This is a genomic window from Micromonospora aridisoli (assembly GCF_056150025.1).
In genome coordinates this window covers 301,119-318,970 of the sequence record NZ_JAXCFK010000002.1, presented here as the reverse complement: position 1 = coordinate 318,970, position 17,852 = coordinate 301,119, and the positions used below count along the sequence as shown (strand labels likewise).

The 17,852-nt window shown below is 71.9% G+C and carries 16 protein-coding genes; 3 read left to right on the top strand and 13 right to left on the bottom strand.

Features of this window, described 5'->3' with window-relative positions:
• Position 1 precedes the first annotated feature (1 nt).
• Positions 2-640: a TetR/AcrR family transcriptional regulator gene (locus tag SM447_RS04915; protein WP_474571512.1), complete on the bottom strand. Its 639-nt coding sequence runs from the start codon at positions 638-640 to the stop codon at positions 2-4.
• A 67-nt stretch (positions 641-707) separates the two neighbouring features.
• Between SM447_RS04915 and SM447_RS04910 the strand changes: the two genes are divergently transcribed.
• From SM447_RS04910 to SM447_RS04900, 3 genes are read left to right on the top strand one after another with little or no spacing between them, the layout of a single operon-like run.
• Entirely contained in the window at positions 708-1,160 is a 453-nt protein-coding gene (locus SM447_RS04910; protein WP_203999058.1) for an SCP2 sterol-binding domain-containing protein, read from the top strand.
• A gap of 1 nt (position 1,161) precedes the next feature.
• Positions 1,162-2,376, top strand: a complete 1,215-nt coding sequence (locus tag SM447_RS04905) for an acyl-CoA dehydrogenase family protein (RefSeq protein ID WP_474571511.1) — start codon at positions 1,162-1,164, stop codon at positions 2,374-2,376.
• 20 nt (positions 2,377-2,396) lie between these two features.
• Positions 2,397-3,959, top strand: coding sequence for an AMP-binding protein (locus tag SM447_RS04900; RefSeq protein ID WP_474571510.1), 1,563 nt, complete (start codon positions 2,397-2,399; stop codon positions 3,957-3,959).
• Positions 3,960-4,066: 107 nt separating this feature from the next.
• Here the strand turns inward: SM447_RS04900 and SM447_RS04895 are convergent, their stop codons facing one another.
• From SM447_RS04895 to purD, 12 genes are all read right to left on the bottom strand, one after another.
• Positions 4,067-9,142: a DNA repair ATPase gene (locus tag SM447_RS04895; protein WP_474571509.1), complete on the bottom strand. Its 5,076-nt coding sequence runs from the start codon at positions 9,140-9,142 to the stop codon at positions 4,067-4,069.
• Positions 9,135-11,156 carry a flotillin family protein gene (locus SM447_RS04890; RefSeq protein ID WP_474571508.1) on the bottom strand — a complete coding sequence of 674 codons (2,022 nt, stop codon included), beginning with the start codon at positions 11,154-11,156 and terminating at the stop codon, positions 9,135-9,137. The genes SM447_RS04895 and SM447_RS04890 overlap by 8 nt, the downstream gene beginning before the upstream one ends.
• A gap of 140 nt (positions 11,157-11,296) precedes the next feature.
• On the bottom strand, positions 11,297-11,929 hold the full coding sequence (locus tag SM447_RS04885) for a hypothetical protein (protein WP_474571507.1): 633 nt from the start codon (positions 11,927-11,929) through the stop codon (positions 11,297-11,299).
• Between the two features lie 133 nt (positions 11,930-12,062).
• Positions 12,063-12,659, bottom strand: coding sequence for a hypothetical protein (locus SM447_RS04880; RefSeq protein WP_474571506.1), 597 nt, complete (start codon positions 12,657-12,659; stop codon positions 12,063-12,065).
• On the bottom strand, positions 12,656-13,165 hold the full coding sequence (locus SM447_RS04875; RefSeq protein WP_474571505.1) for an RNA polymerase sigma factor: 510 nt from the start codon (positions 13,163-13,165) through the stop codon (positions 12,656-12,658). Before SM447_RS04875 ends, SM447_RS04880 begins: the two co-directional genes overlap by 4 nt.
• Positions 13,166-13,252: 87 nt before the next feature.
• Entirely contained in the window at positions 13,253-13,804 is a 552-nt protein-coding gene (locus SM447_RS04870; RefSeq protein ID WP_474571504.1) for a hypothetical protein, read from the bottom strand.
• A gap of 18 nt (positions 13,805-13,822) precedes the next feature.
• The gene (locus SM447_RS04865) at positions 13,823-14,011 is read right to left on the bottom strand and encodes a hypothetical protein (RefSeq protein ID WP_474571503.1); all 189 of its coding nucleotides are present in this window, start codon (positions 14,009-14,011) and stop codon (positions 13,823-13,825) included.
• Between the two features lie 2 nt (positions 14,012-14,013).
• Positions 14,014-14,568, bottom strand: a complete 555-nt coding sequence (locus tag SM447_RS04860; RefSeq protein WP_474571502.1) for a hypothetical protein — start codon at positions 14,566-14,568, stop codon at positions 14,014-14,016.
• Positions 14,559-15,077 (bottom strand): hypothetical protein, encoded by a 519-nt coding sequence (locus tag SM447_RS04855; RefSeq protein ID WP_474571501.1) that lies wholly within the window; start codon positions 15,075-15,077, stop codon positions 14,559-14,561. The genes SM447_RS04860 and SM447_RS04855 overlap by 10 nt, the downstream gene beginning before the upstream one ends.
• Positions 15,077-15,787 (bottom strand): hypothetical protein, encoded by a 711-nt coding sequence (locus tag SM447_RS04850; RefSeq protein WP_474571500.1) that lies wholly within the window; start codon positions 15,785-15,787, stop codon positions 15,077-15,079. The genes SM447_RS04855 and SM447_RS04850 overlap by 1 nt, the downstream gene beginning before the upstream one ends.
• Positions 15,788-15,962: 175 nt before the next feature.
• Positions 15,963-16,544 carry a MauE/DoxX family redox-associated membrane protein gene (locus SM447_RS04845; RefSeq protein WP_474571499.1) on the bottom strand — a complete coding sequence of 194 codons (582 nt, stop codon included), beginning with the start codon at positions 16,542-16,544 and terminating at the stop codon, positions 15,963-15,965.
• A 10-nt stretch (positions 16,545-16,554) separates the two neighbouring features.
• Positions 16,555-17,802 (bottom strand): phosphoribosylamine--glycine ligase, encoded by a 1,248-nt coding sequence (purD, locus tag SM447_RS04840; protein ID WP_474571498.1) that lies wholly within the window; start codon positions 17,800-17,802, stop codon positions 16,555-16,557.
• Between the last annotated feature and the right edge of the window lie 50 nt (positions 17,803-17,852).

Here is a 17,852-nt window from a genome sequence, read left to right as displayed (position 1 = left end):
GCTACGCCTCGGGCGGATGCCAGGTGACACCGCGGAGCAGTTGACCGGCACCGAGCCAGGCGACGTTCATCATCCGGGTGGCGGTCCGCTCCGGATCGGCCTCCGGGTGGTCGGCCAACCAGTCGGCCAGCGACTCGCTCGCGCCGACCAGCGCGTACGCCACCACCTCCAGCTCGGTGTCGGCCACCTCGCGCCCCTCGGCGCGCAGCCCGTGGTCGAACATCCCGGCGACCACCTCCACCAGCCGCGCCCGCATCGCGGCCAGCTCGCGGGCGAACGGCTGCTCGGCCCGGGCCTGCCGGTAGAGCACCGCCCAACCGTCCCGGTGGGCGCCGACGAAGCCGAAGAACGCGCGCAGCCCACGCCAGAGCCGCTCGTCGGCGGGCAGGTCGGGGGCGGCAGCACCGGCGATGGCCTCCATCATCCGGGTACCTTCGCGGTGCAGGCAGGCGACGAAGAGTTCCTCCTTGGTGCCCAGGTACGCGTACACCATGGGCTTGGAGATGCCGGCCTCCTCGGCGATCTCGTCCATGCTGGAGCCGTGGTACCCGCGCCGGGAGAAGACCCGTACGGCGGAATCGAGCATCTGCTGCTGCCGTACGGCGCGGGGGAGGCGCTTGAAGGCGGGACCGGTGGACACCTTGCGAGCATACCTACTCATGCGTAAGGTTACGCACGAGTAGCCATTGTCCGAGAGGTGCTTTTCCATGACTGACTTCGACCCGGCCAACTTCGCCAACGTCGGCCCGAAGGAGTTCGCCCAGCTCGTCAAGAACACCCCGGAGAGCAAGCTCGCCGAGGTGATGTCGGGCGACCTGCGCGGCAAGATCCTCGGCGAGGTCTTCGGTCGGATGCCGCAGCTGTTCCGCGCCGACCGGGCCGGCTCGACCAACGCGGTCATCCACTGGAACATCACCGGTGCTCCCGACGGCGGCACCGACACCTACGAGGTGGTCATCGCCGACGGCGCCTGCACCGTCAACGAGACCCCGCAGCACGACCCCCGGCTGAGCCTGACCCTGGGTCCCGTCGAGTTCCTGAAGGTCGTCTCCGGCGGCGCCAACCCGGTGATGATGTTCATGACCGGCAAGCTCAAGGCCAAGGGCGACCTGGGCCTGGCCGCGAACATCGCCAACCTCTTCGACATCCCCAAGGCCTGACATGGTCGAGTTCTCGCTAGACCTGAACGAGGAACAGCGGGATCTGCGTGACTGGGTGCACGGCTTCGCCAGCGAGGTCGTGCGCCCGGCCGCGGCCGAATGGGACGCCCGCGAGGAAACACCGTGGCCGATCATCCAGGAGGCGGCGAAGGTCGGGCTCTACGGCTTCGAGTTCCTCGCCACCTGCTGGGCCGACCCCACCGGACTCTCCCTGCCGATCGCCAGCGAGGAGCTGTTCTGGGGTGACGCCGGCATCGGGCTGAGCATCTTCGGCACCTCGCTCGCGGTCGCCGCCATCTACGGCGCGGGCACCCCGGACCAGCTCGTCGAGTGGGTGCCGCAGTGCTTCGGCGACGTCGACTCACCCACCGTCGCCGCCTTCTGCACCTCCGAACCGGAGGCCGGCTCCGACGTCGGCGCCATGCGTACCCGGGCGATCTACGACGAGGCGGCCGACGAGTGGGTGCTACGCGGGCAGAAGGCGTACGCCACGAACGGCGGGATCGCCAACGTGCACGTGGTGACCGCCTCGGTCGAGCCGGAACTGGGCTCGCGCGGTCAGGCCGCCTTCGTCGTACCGCCCGGCACGGCCGGGCTCAGCGCCACCCGCAAGCTGCGCAAGCTCGGCCTGCGGGCCTCGCACACGGCCGACGTCTTCCTCGACGACGTCCGGGTGCCCGGTCGGTGCCTGCTCGGCGGCAAGGAGGCGCTCGACGAGCGCCTCGCCCGCGCCCGGTCCGGGCAGCGCGCCTCCGGACAGGCCGCGATGCGTACGTTCGAGCTGTCCCGACCCACCGTCGGCGCGCAGGCGCTCGGCGTGGCCCGGGCCGCCTACGAGTACGCCCTGGAGTACGCCAAGGAGCGCGTCCAGTTCGGCCGCCCGATCATCACCAACCAGGCGGTCGCGTTCGCGCTGGCCGACATGCGGATGGAGATCGACGCCGCCCGGCTGCTGGTCTGGCGGGCCTCCTGGATGGGCCGCAACAACCGGCCGTTCACCGCGGGCGAGGGCTCGATGTCCAAGCTCAAGGCCGGTGAGGTGGCCGTGTCGGTCACCGAGAAGGCCGTCCAGTTGCTCGGTGGCGCGGGATTCCTGCGGGACCACCCGGTCGAGCGCTGGTACCGCGACGCCAAGATCTACACCATCTTCGAGGGCACCTCGGAGATCCAGCGGCTGGTCATCTCCCGGGCGATCTCCGGGATGCAGATCCGCTGACCCCCAGGAGGTACGCGGGCATGGACCTGCCGTTCATCGTCGCGACGCTGACGCGGCGGGGCCTGCTCGCCCCGGGCCGCCCGATCCGCGTCGCATCACAGCTCAGCGCGCTGCGGAAGTGGGGCTGGAGCCTCGCCGGCGAACTGCGCCAGGCGGCGGCCCGGGACCCGGGCCGGGTCGCGGTCATCGACGACCAGGGCGCCGAGCTGACGTACGCCGAACTGCTCGACCGGTCCATGCGGCTCGCCCGCGCGCTGCGCGCCGGACTCGGCGTCCAGGCCGGCGACCGGATCGCCGTGCTCGGCCGCAACCACCCGGGGCTGATCGAGACCATCGTCGCCGCCACCCTGCTCGGCGCCGACGCGGTGCTGGTGAACACCGGTCTCTCCCCGGCGCAGCTGGCCACCGTCGCGGAGGAGCAGCACCTTCGGGTCCTGGTGCACGACGACGAGTTCACCGAACGGACCCTCGGACTGCCGGCGGAACTGCACCGCCTCGACGAGCAGGCCCGCGAGGAACTGATCACCACCGCCCTCCCCGGCGAACTACACCCGCCCGAGCGGGACGGCCGGATCATCGTGCTCACCTCCGGCACCACCGGTGCGCCGAAGGGTGCCCGGCGGCCCACCCCGAACGGATTCGGCCCGCTGGTGTCCATCATCGACCGCATCCCGCTGCACGTACGGGACCGGGTGCTGATCGCCGCCCCGATCTTCCACACCTGGGGGTACGCGGCCCTGCAGGTCTGTTTCGCCCTGCGGGCCACCATCGTGCTGCACCGCCGGTTCGACCCGGCCGCCACCCTGGACGCCCTGGTGCGGCACCGCTGCCAGGCGCTGTTCGCGGTGCCGGTGATGCTGCAACGACTGATGGAGATGCCGGCGCCGGAGCCCCGACCACCGCTGAAGGTGGTCGCCGTGAGCGGCTCGGCACTACCCGGCGGCCTGCCGGCGGCGTTCATGGACACCTACGGCGACGTGCTCTACAACCTGTACGGCTCGACCGAGGCGTCCTGGGCCTCCATCGCCACCCCCGCCGACCTGCGCCAGGCACCCACCACGGCCGGGCGACCACCGCACGGCACCCGGCTGGCCATCCTCGACGACGACGGTCAGCCGGTGCCCGGCGGCCGGGTCGGGCGGATCCTCGTCGGCAACGAGATGCTCTTCGAGGGCTACACCTCGGGCGCAGACCGGGACCGGCACGACGGGCTGCTGGACACCGGTGACCTGGGTCGGGTCAACGCCGACGGCCTGCTCTTCGTGGACGGCCGCGCCGACGACATGATCGTCTCCGGTGGCGAGAACGTCTTTCCCGCCGAGGTGGAACAGCTGCTCACCCAGCTCCCCCAGGTACGCGAGGCCGCCGTCATAGGCGTCCCCGACCCCGAGTACGGCCAGCGGCTCGCCGCCTTCCTCGCCCTGTATCCCGGCGAGACCCTCGATACCGAGGCGGTCCGGGAGTACGTCCGGCACTACCTCGCCCGCTTCTCGGTGCCCCGCGACGTCGTCTTCGTCAAGTACCTGCCCCGCAACGCCACCGGCAAGGTGCTCACCCGCGAACTCCGCCGCTACTACGGCTGACGTCGCCGGCCCGCCGGCCCGCCGGCCCACGTGCCACGGCTTGCGGCAAATCGGGCCATCACGTCGACGGGACGGCCCCACTTGCCGCAAGTCGTGACCTCGATGCCTCAGCGCTCGGCGGCGCGGCCGATGGCGGTGGCGACTCCGCCGACGCGGTCGGCGAGCAGGCCGAGCGCGCCGACGGCACGGTCCACCGGGTCGTCGCCGGCTCCACCGAGGGCCCGGGAACGCTGGAAAGCGTCCTTCACCTCGGCCCAGCGGGCGGCCTGCTCGGGGGTGAGCCGGCCGCGCAGTTCGGCGAGCTTCAGCAGGTTGGACTCCGCGCCCGCCGCCAGGGTCTGCGCCTCACCCAGGTAGTGGTCGTCGATCACCGCTTCCAGCTCTTCGTCGGTGAGCACCGGGACGATCCGCTCGGCCAGCTTGTTCATGTTCCGGTACGAGCCTTGCAGCTGGAACGGCGGCTCGGTGCGGGCGTCGTCGGACTGCGCGGCGGAGGCGATGTACGCCTGGTTGTTGGCCAGCACCACCTGCTGCACCCGGAGCAGTTTGCGCAGCACCGAGACGACCTGTTCCAGCTCCACCGGCTCGTACGGGTGGGACAGCTGGTCGGCCCGCACCGTGTCGTCGCCCCGGGCCATCCGGACCAGCAGCTCCAGGTCGGCACGATCCCGGCCGGAGAGCGGTGCCAGGACCGGGTTCGAGGTCAGCGCGTTCTCGATGTAGCTGAGCGCGAAGACCTCCTCCCGACCGGAGAGCACGTCGCCGAGGTTCCACACGTCGGCGCGGTTGGCGAGCATGTCCGGCACCCGGAAGCGTCGCCCCGACTCGGTGTACGGGTTGCCCGCCATGCAGACCGCGAACCGCTTGCCACGCAGGTCGTACGTGCGGGTGCGGCCCTCCCAGACGCCCTCCATCCGGCGCTGCCCGTCACAGAGCGAGATGAACTTCTGCAGCAGCTCCGGGTTGGTGTGCTGGATGTCGTCCAGGTAGAGCAGCACGTTGTTGCCCAGTTCCAGCGCGAAGGAGATCTTCTCCACCTCCTGCCGGGCGGTGGCGTCGGGCGCCTCCGCCGGGTCGAGCGAGGTGACCTTCGAGCCCAGAGCCGGCCCGTTGACCTTGACGAAGACCAGGCCGAGCCGGCTGGCCACGTACTCCATCAGGGTGGTCTTGCCGTAGCCGGGCGGTGAGATCAACAGCAGCAGTCCGGACTGGTCGACCCGCTTGCCGTCCCCGGTCGCGCCGAGCTGCCGGGCCAGGTTGTCGCCGATCAGCGGCAGGTACACCTCGTCGAGCAGCCGGTTGCGGACGAAGGCGTTCATCACCTTCGGCCGGTACTCCTCCAGTCGCAGCCGCTCCCGCTCGACCTCCACCAGCGTGTTGCGGCGGCGCTGGTAGTCCCGGTACGCCGGGACCAGTTCGGTGCGGAACGACCGGGTACGGGCCAGCGTCTCGTCCAGCCGCACCGCCAGCGTGGAGCCCTCGATGCGCGGGTGGGCGCCGAGCAGCCCGCCGACGCTCTCCGTCATGGTGGCGGCGCTGTCCTCGCGGGCCAGTTCGGGGCCGCACAGCTCGATGGCGATCGCCTCGGGCAGGTCGTACCCGGACCGGTCCCCGTCGTCGGCGGCCAGGAAGGCGGTCAGCCACGCCCCGATGAGCTGGTACCGACCGGCCAGGTCCTCACCGAGGGCCCGCAGGTCGTCGTCGAACTCGCGGGACGAGCGGGACTGCGGGCCGCCGAGCGCCCGCCGGAACCGGTCCAGCAGGGTACGCGCGCCGTTGCCGGTGACGAACCGTACCGGCGGCGCCGACAGCTCCTCGAACAGGTACTCGCCGGCCACCGCGGTCCCGCCCGGCGGCACCGGCAGTCCGGCATCCCGCAGGAAACCGTCGATCGCCTCGGCCAACTGACCGCAGAGCAGGTCGGCGGCGTCCTCGCCGTCCGGGCGACCAAACCGTGCCCGCGCCCGGGCCAGCGAGGCGGCGCGGGCGGTCCAGGCTGTCCGGAGCGGCTCGTCGGTGCCGTGGCGCCAGAACAGCTGGGCGGCGGCACGGTCGGTCGGCGGGTAGCGCAACAGTCCCGCGCCGGCATGCAGCCGCAGCAACACCCGCAGGATCTCGGCCGCGTCGTGGTCGTGCACGCCGCGCTCGTACCCCTCGTCGTAGCGGGTCTCGGCGACCCCCCGGACCAGCTCACGCAGCTCGTCGGGGTCCACCGCCGCCGCGTGCAGCGCGTCCAGGTCGAGCCCGTCGCGGCCGGCCTCGGCGGCGGCGAGGATCGCGGTGGCCAGGTACTCGGCCCGGTACACCTGCGCCGACTCGGAGACCAGGAGTTGATCCCAGAACCGGCGGGTCTGCTGGAACTCCTCGTCGTGTACCGGAGCCCGGTAGTCCGTGCCGGTGACCGCCACCACCATCCGGCCCTCGGCCGGCACCACCGCCACGTCGATCGGCTGCGTGTTCACCGCGAAGCGGTGCCGGCCGAGCCGGATCGTCTCGCCGCCGTCGGCGTACAGGTCGAGGCGGTCACGCAGGCCGCGACCGGCTTCCTGGCGGGCGGCCCGGACCCGGCCGTCCAGCTCCTCGGCCCGCACCGCGTCGCCGAGGGTACGCAGCTCCTCGACCACCGCGCGCAGCTTGCCCACCATCGGGTCGGCCGCGAAGTAGGTGTTGATCTCGTCGAGCGACCCGAGGGTGCCGGCCCGGCGGTGCACGCTGACCAGGATCCGCTCGGCGGAGGCGACGAGCCGGTCGGCGCGGCGCGCGCGCTCGTCGAGCAGCGCCTGCTTGCGGGAGGAGAACGCCTCGTAGATGTCGGTGCGCCGGGTGGCCAGCTCGGCGAGGAAGTCGTCGAACTCGCCGAACCTGGACTCCAGCTCCTCCACCCGCAGCAGCAACCGGCCCAACTGCTCGTCGCAGCGCTCGGCGGTGTCCGCCGCCGCCAGCGCACCGGTCACCGCCTGCCCGAGCAGGGCGAACTCGGCGGCGAAGCCGGCCCGACCCTCCGCGGCGGCCAGTTCCCGGCGCCGCTTGTCCAGCACGGCGCGGGCCCGGTTGACCGCACCCAGCACCTCACCGACGCGGCCCAGGATGCCGGTCCGGACGGTCGCGTCGGCGATATCCAGGCCGCCGACCACGTCGGTGATGGTCTGCAGGCCGTCGGTACGGGCGGCCAGCTCGTCGCGCACGGTGCCGGCCTCGGCCACCGTGCCGATCGCGGCCGCCTTGGCGGCCAGCCGCTCCACCTCCTGCTGGTATCCGCCGAACGCCTCGTCGCGGCGCAGGAACTCCACCGCCCGGCGGCCGGCCGCCGCCAGTTCCTCGTCCAGCCGCTCGGCCAGCTCGTCGATCCGGGCGTGGTCGACGTAGCGCAGTTCGCGCAGGGTCTCCAGGTGTCCCCGGGCGCGGCGCAACCCGCCCAGCTGGGTGACCCAGTCGTCGGCGGTCAGCGGCGCCTCACCCCGGGCCCGGCGGGCCAGCGAGGCGATCTGCTCGGCGCTGTCGTCCAGCTCGGCCCGGGCCCGCTCGGTGAGCGTCCGGACCTTCTCGTGCTCCTCCAGCACGGCTGCGGCGGTACGACGCAGCCCGGTCAGCGGGGTGGCCAGGTCACCGAGTTCGTCCTCACCGAGCCAGTGGTAGTGGTCGGCGATCCGGGCGCAGGCGGCGATCAGCGCCTCGTAGACCCCGGCGGTGGCGGTGCCGTCGACCATCCTGGCCGCCGAGAGGCAGTCCGAGATGCCGCGTACCAGGTCGGCGTTGCCCACCCGCTCCAGCGGCCCGGTGCCGGCGGGCTGCGCCGCCGCGTACGCGTCCGAGACGTACGGCGTCTGCCAGACCTGCATCGGGTGGACCCGGGTCGGCTCCTCGGACACCGCCCGGAACACCACCAGCGTGCCGTCGTCGAAGAGCGAGAAGCCGTGGCACGGGACCGGTGCGGCCACCTCCTTGCGGATCGCGTTGTACGGCAGCAGCAGGGTCCGCCCGTCGGCGCGGGCGTGGAAGACGTAGAGCACGTCCTCGCCGTTGGGCGAACGCACCACCCGCTCGAACTCCAGGCCGGCGACGTCGGTGTCAAAGGTCCTGGTCACCCCGGTGACCAGGTGGTATCCGCCCGGGAAGATGATGCCGTGGTCCTCCGGGAGTCGCTGGCAGGCGACGCCGATGCCGTCGAGCCGGACCACCTCCCGGGTGAGCGTGTTGAACACCAGATGCCGCCACTGCGTCTCCTTGTACGGCCGCAGCCGCAGCAGGATCAGCGGACCCACCCGGGCCCAGTGCACGTCGGCGTCGGCGAGACTCTGCAACGGCTCGTCCACCGGCTCGCTGTAGATGCCCTCGCCGACCTCGGTGTTGTTCTCCACCTTCACGGTGAGCGTGCCGCCGACCGTCTCCACGAAGACCTGGCCGTCGATGGAGATGTGCGGGTGCCGGCCGAGGACGTGGTCCTCACGGGTCGTCTCGGTCCACTCGAAGTCGTGCGACGGTGGGAAGACGTGGTCCCGCTCGCCCCGGCTGTCCAGGTACTCGGGCACGCCGTCGACGCCGACGCGCCACCGCAGCACGCGGATGTCCTCGGTGCGCGGTCCGGTCTGGAACACCGCCAGCAGCCGGCCGTCGACCCGGCGCAGTTGCAGCAGCCGAGCCTGCCGGTAGTAGCGGTACAGCTCACCGAAGTCGCGGACGAACTGCGGGTCGCGCAGCAGCCCGGGCAGCTCGTCGTGACCCGCCTCGTCGAACCGGAAACCGGTCACCTCCGGTCCGGTCGGATCCGGGCCGGAGCCGCCGGTTTCCCTCGTGAAGCGGTGCAGGGAGAAGACGTCGTCGACGGAGGTCTCCGGCTTCAACCCGATGAAGACGTTGTAGCCGAAGAGCATCAGCCCGCCCACCGAGACGATGTCCCGGGGTACGCAGTTGTGCTCGGTACGGATCCGCTCGGTGCTCAGCAGCCGCAGTTCGGTGCTGCCGAAGACCTCCAGCCGGCGGGCGTTGAGTGCCTCCGCCCGCCGGGCAAGTTCCGCCGCCTGCCCGGCGAGCCGCCGGCGCAGCACCTCGTAGCTGCCGTCGTCCAGTCCCGGCCGGGCACCGTTGGGCCCCTCGCCGGCCACTGCCGCCGCGCCGGCCGGTGCCGGTCCGGCGTCGCCGGGCGTAGGCCCGACGGCGACCGGACCGGCGGTCGGCTCACTCACCGGCGCGCTGCCGTGGGCCGGTGAGGGCGGCGACCGGGGTCTCCGCCACACCGAGCCGTTGCGCGGCCTTCAGCAGTTCCTGGAGCTTGCCCTGGTCCACGCCGCCGGAGCGCATCTGCTGCATCAGGAACGCCGACAGGGTGAGGTTCTGCACGTCGGCGCTGTCGATCGAGCCGATCATGCGGGCCAGGTCGTCGGTGAAGCTGGCGCTGCCGTCCAGCCACGGCTGGGCCAGGTTCTTCGCCACGTCCGAGTGGGCCACGAAACCGTCCACGCTCTTGCCGTACGAGATCGAGCTGAGCAGCCGGTCGAAGAAGACGCTGTCCCCGCCGACGATGTCGATGTTCGCCTTCTCCAGGCCGGTGGCGACCAGCTTGGCCTGCGCCTCGGCGACCTGGCGCTGGGTGTCCAGGCCCGCCAGCCGGACCTCCTTCTCCAGTTCCAGGCGCAGCCGGTACTCCTCGTGCTCCCGGGTGGCGTCGTCCAGCGCGGCCATCGCGGCGGCCTTCTCGGTGAGACCCTCGGCCTCGCCCTTCAGCTTCTCGCGTACCGCCTCGGCGGCGGCCACGGCCTTCTCCCGCTCGACCGCGGCCTCGGCGCGCCCGACCTTCTCGATCGCCTCAGCGCTGCGCTCCTGAACCTGCACGTCGGCCAGCCCGGCCGCGGCCGCCTCGGCCTGGACGCCCTCGGCCAGCCGGATCTTCGCCCGGGTCTCCAGCTCCGCGGCCTGCTGCCGGGCCTCGGCCAGCACCAGTTCCTCGCGCGCCTTGTGCTTCGCCGCCGCCTCGGCGGCCTCCGCCGCCTTGATGTCCTTGACCAGGTTCTCCTGCGCCTCCGCCTCGGCCTGGATCACCAGCGCCTGCCGGGTCCGCTCGGCCTCCTCGACCACCCGCAGCCGCTTGATGTTCTCCTCCTGCTCGGCCACGGTCTTCTCCACCGCGATCCGCTCCCGGATCACCTCGGCGATGGCCCGCTTCTCGGCCTCGACCTCCTTGTCCTTGGCGATCGTGCTGAGCTCGGTCTCCCGCTCCCGGCCGATGACCTCCAGCAGGCGGTCCTTCTCGATCCGCTCGGTCTCGATGGCGATGACCCGCTCGCGGTTCTTCTCGGCGACCGCGATCTCCCGCGCCCGGTTCTCGTGCTGGATGCCCAGCTGCTCGTCGGTACGGATGTTCGCGGTCTCCGCCCGCAGCCGCTCCTCCGCGCGTACCCGGGTGACCTCGGCCTCCTCCCGCGCCCGTACCGTCTCGACCTCGCGGCGCTGCTTGGCCTCCGCGTCCGCCTGCCGGCGCTCCAGCTCCAGGATGGCCTCCCGTGCGTCGACGTTCTGCCGGGTGATCTCCTTCTCCTCGCTGCGCCGGAACTCGTTGGTCCGCACGTGCTCCAGCGCGGTCAGCTCGGTGATCTTCCGGATGCCCTGGGCGTCGAGGATGTTCTTCGGGTCGAGCTGCGCCATCGGCGTCTGCTCCAGGAAGTCGATCGCCGCGTCCTCCAGGCTGTAGCCGTTGAGGTCGGTGCCGATGACCCGGATGATCTGGTCCCGGAACTCGTCGCGCTTGGTGTAGAGATCGACGAAGTCGAGCTGCTTGCCGACGGTCTTGAGCGCCTCGGAGAACTTCGCGTTGAACAGCTCCTGCAACGTCTCCCGGTCGCTGGCCCGCGCGGTACCGATCGCCTGCGCCACCTTGATGACGTCCTCGACGGTCTTGTTGACCCGGACGAAGAAGGTGATTCGGATGTCGGCCCGGATGTTGTCGCGGCAGATCAGGCCCTCGTTACCGGTCCGTTCGATGTCGATCGTCTTGACCGAGATGTCCATGATCTCGGCCTTGTGCAGGACGGGCAGCACGACCGCGCCGGTGAAGGTCACGTCGACCCGCCGGACCTTGGAGACGATCAGGGCCTTGCCCTGCTCGACCTTGCGGAACAGCCGACTGACCATGAACACCACGCCGAGCGCGACGAGCAGGACGACGGCGAGGAGTACACCTATACCGGTGGTGATGACATCCATAGCTGGGCGCGCACGCGTCGGCGACCGGCGGACAGGCCGGGCACGACGCCGCGCATCCTCCTTTCGAGGCGTCTCAGGGGCAGCGTGGGGCGGGCCGGCGGAAGGGGGTGACCGGCCGTCCCGATCTGGTCGATGGGTGGCTAGGTGCGGTTGTGTCTCATCGGGTCGAAGGCGGGGCCGGCGGGCATCACCCAGAAGAACTCGCCCTCGGTGTCGTAGTCATAGATCAGGGCGGAACTGCCGGCGGGCATCCGCTCCTCGCCCGGCTGCCGGATCTGCACCACCGCCGACGAACCGTCGGCGGCGGTCACCTCGGCCTGACCGAAGTCGGCGGTGACCGTACCGGTGCGTACCACGCAGAGGCGACCGACGAAGGAGTGCCGGGTGGCGTCCGTCTCGGTCGGGAAGAGCCGGCTCAGGGGCACCGCGACCAGGCGGGTCACCAGCAGGGCGGCGAGCGCGGCGGCCAGCAGGACACCGACCGACACGGCGATCCGGGTGCCCGAGCCGAGACCGAGCCCGTCGAGCAGTGCGGTGCCGGCGAGACTGACGAACCACGCCACCGCGACGAGCAGGGAGAAGATGACGGCACTGGGCACACCACCCAGGCCGAGGCCGGCGAGGAAGGTGCCGGGCACACCGTCGACGTCCAGATCGTCGCCGAGATCCAGCACCCCGGTCAGCACCAGCAGCCAGTACCCGACGACGACCACCAGGAGGAAGCTGAACAGCACCGTCGGGAAACTGAGTGCCGCGCCGAGAAAGCCGGTCACCGCATCTCCCTCCCCGTCCCGGTGGTCCTGTCGGCCGCCGGCACGATGATCGTGACACGACGTGTCAACGCCCAACGGTGGCCGATCGGCCGATCCCGCCGGCCTGACCGGTCAGGCTCAGGGACCGATGGTGTCAGCCGAGATTGGCCTCGATGAGGGCGTCCAGGGCCGACGACCGGACCTCGACCTCGTCCGCCGTCACCGCCATGAACCAGCTGCGGCCGTCCGGCGCCCACGCCGACAGGTACGCCGTGGACGTCGCCGGGTCGTCCGTGGCCAGCACCTGCGCTCCGGTCGGGACGGTCACCTCGCGCGGCGTGCCGGGCAGGCCCGGCGGAGCCTCGAAATCGAACACCACCACCACCCGGGTCACGGGCCCCCCTCCCTCGTACGCCGAACGGACGCCCGCCGGCACCACCTGCGGCCGGGCCATCCGGAGCACCGCATCGGTGGGATCGACCGGCCGCAGATCGGACGGCAGGCCACGCAGCTCGGGCGCGACCGGGCTGGCGGGCGGCCCGGCGACAGGTGGCGGCGGTTCGTCGTACTGGGCCGTCGCGGCGGCGAACACCGCTGTCCCGACCACGGCGCAGGAGGCAAGCGCGGCGGCGGTGGCCCGGACCCGGCGGCGACGGCGCAGTCGGGCCCGCACCGCCGGCAGCGGGTCACGGGCGGGCTGCCCGGAGTCGGCGTTCCAGACCTCGCGCAGGGCGTCCCGGATGTCGGTCATCCCGCTACCTCCCGTTCGGTACCCACCGGGGTGACCGGCAACCCGGCACGCACGGTGCCGAGGGCGCGATGGCGCAGAGATCGGACGGTCGCCGGACGACGACCGATCGCCCCCGCGATCGACTCGTCGTCCAGGTCGTCGAGATAGGTCATGACCAGCACCACCCGCTGCAACGGCGGCAACCCCGCGAGCAGCCGGCGCAGTTGGTCGCCGTCGTCCACCCGGCCGAACCCGCCGTCCGCCACCAGCGATGCTGCGATCGGGCTCAGCCGGGCCCGGCGCACGATCGTCCGTAGCCGGCTGACGTGCAGGCGGACCATCGTGACCTTCGCGTACGCGAGTGGATTGCCCTCGGCCAGGAGGCGGTGCCACGCCGTGGCCATCCGCACGTAGGTGTCCTGGAGGAGATCCTCCGCCTGGTCCGGATCCGCGGCGACCGCGCGCGCGTACCGGCGCAGTGCCGGTGCGGACTCGCGTACGAACGTCTCGAACTCGTCGGCGTCCATCCCACCTCCCTCACCGGTAATACGCCACCACCGGTGCGCCGTGTTGCAGTGCCGCCCGTCCGTTTTCCCGTTGACGGGCGGCACGACTCACGACAGCGAGGGGAGGAGCACCATCAGCGCCGACAGGTACGTGATCAGGAGCACCCGCGTGACCGCGCCGGCCCGATGACCCCATTCGAGGTTCCAGCCGCCGTCGTGGTCGAAGAGCAGCGCCGAGGTGGTCATCAACGAACGGCCCAGACCGAAGCCGATGCCGGCGACAACCGCCAGCGGCGGAGTGGCGAAGAGCAGCAGCAGGAGGGCGGTCAGGTAGGCCAGCCCGCTGGGCAGGTACGTCCGTACACCGGTCCCCATCTCCAGGCCGAACTGGAACGGCCCGGCGAAGCGGCCCAGCCGGAAGACGCTCTCCGGCACCAGGCGCCGGTTTTCCGGCAACCGGAACCGGAGCACGCCAAACTCTCGCAGCGCGACCAGGGCGGCGGCGGCGAGCAGACAGCCGACCCGCACCGGCTGCGGAAGTGGCGCCCGCAGCAGGGAGCCGACCAACAGCAGCGCCGACGCGATGACGACGCCACCGGCAACGAGCCCGAGGCAGAAGTAGCAGGCAGGTAGACCTCGCCAGACCGGCGAGCTCAGCACGGCGGCCGAGTTTCTACTTCAAGTGGAGCCGCTGGTCGCGAACCCGGCGGTCAGGCCGAGGCAACCCGCGAGCGCCAGCGCGGTGGCCGGACCGTCGGACCGCAGACCGACTGCGGCCACGGTCGCGGTCAACCCGGCCACCCAGGCCAGCCCGGTGAGCGGATGCCAGATTCGCCGCCGCAGCGCGGCACGTCGGTGCCGGAGCACGCTCAGTACCGGCAGATGGTGAAGTAGGTGTTGCTGGTGCCGCCGGCCGAGACGGTGGTGTTGCCGTCCGAGCAACGCCACCAGACGCCGTCCGGGGTGGTCCACCGCCACGCGTTCTTCTTGGTCGTACCGGCGCCGCAGGCGTTCGAGACCGGCTTGTAGTAGTAGGTGGCCGGCGAGTCCCGCACGGTGCCGGAGCGGTGCCAGCCCGAGGCGCAGTACGTGCTGCCCCGGTACGCGCCGCCGAAGCAGGCGCCCGCCCGGCTGGTGTGCGCCCCGACGTTGTCCTTCTGCTCGTTGTAGCCGTTCGGGTAGGCGTCCTTGCAGTCGTTGCGGTCCCAGCCGGTCAGGCCCCCCGGCCCGGTCTCGGCGTGGGCCGGGGACGAGAACCGGGCGGTGGCGGTGGCGGCGAACCCGCCCACCGCGAACGCGCTGAACGCGATCCCCCGGAGCACCGTTCGCCGCCGAGGTTTCACCCGGACGGTCAGCGCGGCGCTCCTGGCGGCGCCGGGCGGAGCGACGGAGATGTCAGGAATCTGGTCGAGCGTCAACGCCATGTCGAGCTCCCCTCGCTGCTCTGGATCTTCCTGTGGAGCGTGTCGAACTGCCGCTCGGCCGACCCCACGTCGACCGGCAGCGCGAGGTCGACGACCTGGCCGTCGGCCCGGACGGCCATCAGCACCGGCGGGTTCAGGTGGGCGATCTTCTGCCACTCGCCACGGTCCGAGACGACGTCGTACGCCTGTCGCACCGCCGCCGGCCACTGCTCGACCTGCTCGTAGGTCAGCAGCACCGGGCGTACGCCGGCCTCGGCGCTCAACTCCGCCAGTCGCGCGGTCACCGCACCGCAGAGTGGGCAGCCCGTGTCCGACGCGAGGACGACCCGGTCGTCCCCTCCCGTGACGGCCCCGGTCAGCAGCAGGTCCGGACCGGCGGCCGAGTAGCTGAGGTCGCGGACGACCAGCGCCCGGAGCATGCGAACCTCACGCAGCAGCGCTCCGACCGCCAGGAAGAGGACGAGGATGGCGGTCCAACTCAGGATCGTCAGCGCCGTCGAGGCGGGCATCAGGCCGCCGACCAGGAGATGTTGACCTGCTCCAGCCAGACCATCTGCTCGGCCTCCGACGCCGTCGCGTCGTCCACGAAGACCACTTCGGCGACGGCGGAGGGGAAGCCGAGGGTGAAGGTGTAGTCGGCCAACGCGGTCGGTGCCGCCACCCCGGGCAGCGGCGCGCGCCACACTTCGCCGAACTGCGTCCGGGCGCCCTGATGGCGGGGTTGCTGCCGGAAGGCGTCGCCGGGTCCGGGTATGGAGAGGGAGCCGAGCCCTTCGGCGAACAGCGAGATGTGCTCGCTCATCACCCCGAGCAGCGTCTCCCGCTTCGGCCGCAGCGCCATGCCCCGCACCTGGTCGGTGACTTCCAGGCTGGAGAAGAGTTCGACCAGTTTCTCGCGGCGCGGTGCGGGCCCGCCGAAGACCGTCATGAGTTCGTGATAGTCGCCGATCAGCGTGGCGACCGAGGTGCCTTTGTCGAGCGATTCCGAGACGACGAGCTCACGGCCGTGCACGAGGAACCGGTCCACCGGGTTCGCGGCGACCATGTACGTGCAGGCGAAGTCGTGGTAGCCGCGGGGGCCGATCTGGAAGCCACGGCCGTACGCACCACCGGCGAAACGAACCTGGGCCGCGACGCTGGTGACCCGGGGAAGTTCGGCGAGTTCCACCTGGACCACCGCGGAGCTGGGCGCGACCAGCTCAAGAGTTTGAACGGGCACCGCGGTCTCCCTTCTCGACCTGGGCAGACCGTAGCAACGACATCAGCAGGTCATCGCCCCGCGAGGCATATGAGTCAATGTCGGCATGCTGCCCCTATGGCACACAGCCCGGCCACCACCTTCAATCGTGGTGAAGCGCCACCAAAGTGGACTCTTCAGGGGCCTTCCGGTCTCGCTACCCGCCCCGCTGCCGGTCTCGCTGTGGATCGACGACGGGCGACTCGACGCCGAACAACGCCGGCACCAGCCATCCGGCCGTCGCTGTCACGCCCGCCGCCAGCCAAAGCTCCAGTGTGGGTCGTAGGGAGGTACTGGCGTCGGTGCCCGCCCCGGTGGCCCCGGTCACGACGGCGGCCATCGCCGTGGCCACCGCGAAGAAGAGGGCGCGTACCATCACCGGCAGCCCGGCGGTGGTGGTGGCACCCGGCAGGCAACCACAGGGCATCCCGGGCCGCCGGCGGCGCAGCAGCTCGGCGTAGCCCGCCAGGAGCGCGTAGGCGAAGGCGAGCACGGCGTACCCGGCCGGGGCCCAGCCCGGAGCGAGCCCGGCGAGACCGAGTGCCCCCACCGCCACAACGATCTCGGCCGCGCCCAGCACGGGGGCGGCCGCCTCCCGCAGGGCCGGCGGAAGGAGCCCCTGTCGCGCCAGCAGTGCGCGGACCGGTCCCGGGCGAGCGGCATGGTCGATCCCGGCGGCCAGCATCAGCAGGGCACCGCCCAGCGCCAGCGCCGTCAGCAGCGTCCGGACACCGTCCACCCCACGCCCGTCAGACGGGAAGGGCGACCCGGCCGTCGACCGCTGCTGCGGCGATGTCCCGGCGGTGGTGTGAGCCCGCCAGCGCGATGCCGCGTACCACCTGGTAGGCGGCGTCCCGGGCGGCGGCCAGGTCCGGGCCGGTGGCCGTGGCGCAGAGCACCCGGCCACCGGCGGAGAGCAGGGCACCGTCGGCGGCCCGGGCGGTGCCCGCGTGGATCACGCCGGGCTGCTCCCCACCGGTGATCACGTCACCGGTGCGGGGGACCGCCGGGTAGCCCTCGGCGGCGACCACGACCGTCACCGCGGCGCCGGTACGCCAGCGCAGCGGCGGGTGTTCGGCCAGCGAGCCGGTGGCGGCGGCGTACAGCAACCCGCCCAGCGGCGTCTCCAGCAGGGCGAGCACCACCTGGGTCTCGGGGTCACCGAAGCGGGCGTTGAACTCGATCACCCGGGGGCCGTCGGCGGTGATCGCCAATCCGACGTAGAGCAGGCCGGAGAAGGGCGTGCCCCGGCGGCGCATCTCGGCAAGCGTCGGGTGCACCACGTCACGCATGACCTCGTCCACCAGGCCGGCGGGTGCCCACGGCAACGGCGCGTACGCCCCCATGCCACCGGTGTTCGGGCCGCTGTCGCCGTCACCGACCCGCTTGAAGTCCTGCGCCGGCAGCAGCGGCACCGCCGCCTCGCCGTCGGTGATCACGAACAGCGACACCTCGGGACCGGCGAGGAACTCCTCGACGACCACCCGGCCGCACTCCCGCGCGTGCGCCTCGGCCGCGGCGCGGTCGTCGGTGACCACCACGCCCTTGCCGGCGGCGAGCCCGTCGTTCTTCACCACGTACGGCGGGTCGAACTCGTCCAGAGCAGCCGCCGTGCTCGCCTCGTCGGTGCAGGTGTACGCGCGTGCCGTGGGGACACCGGCGGCGGTCATCACCTCCTTGGCGAAGGCCTTGGAGCCCTCCAACCGGGCCGCTTCGGCCGACGGCCCGAAGACCGCGATGCCCTTGGCCCGGACCGCGTCGGCCACCCCGGCGACCAGCGGCGCCTCCGGCCCGATCACGACCAGGTCCGCGCCCACGTCGACGGCGAGCCCCGCCACCGCCACCGGATCGACCGGATCGACGGACCGCAACTCCGCCACCGCCGCGATCCCCGGGTTACCCGGTGCCGCGATCAGCGCCTCGACGGACGGATCATCGGCCAACTTCAGCGCGAGCGCATGCTCCCGCCCGCCACCACCAAGAAGAAGAACCCGCACGCCGAGTCATCCTACCGACCCTCCATCCACCCCGGTTGATCATGAAGTTG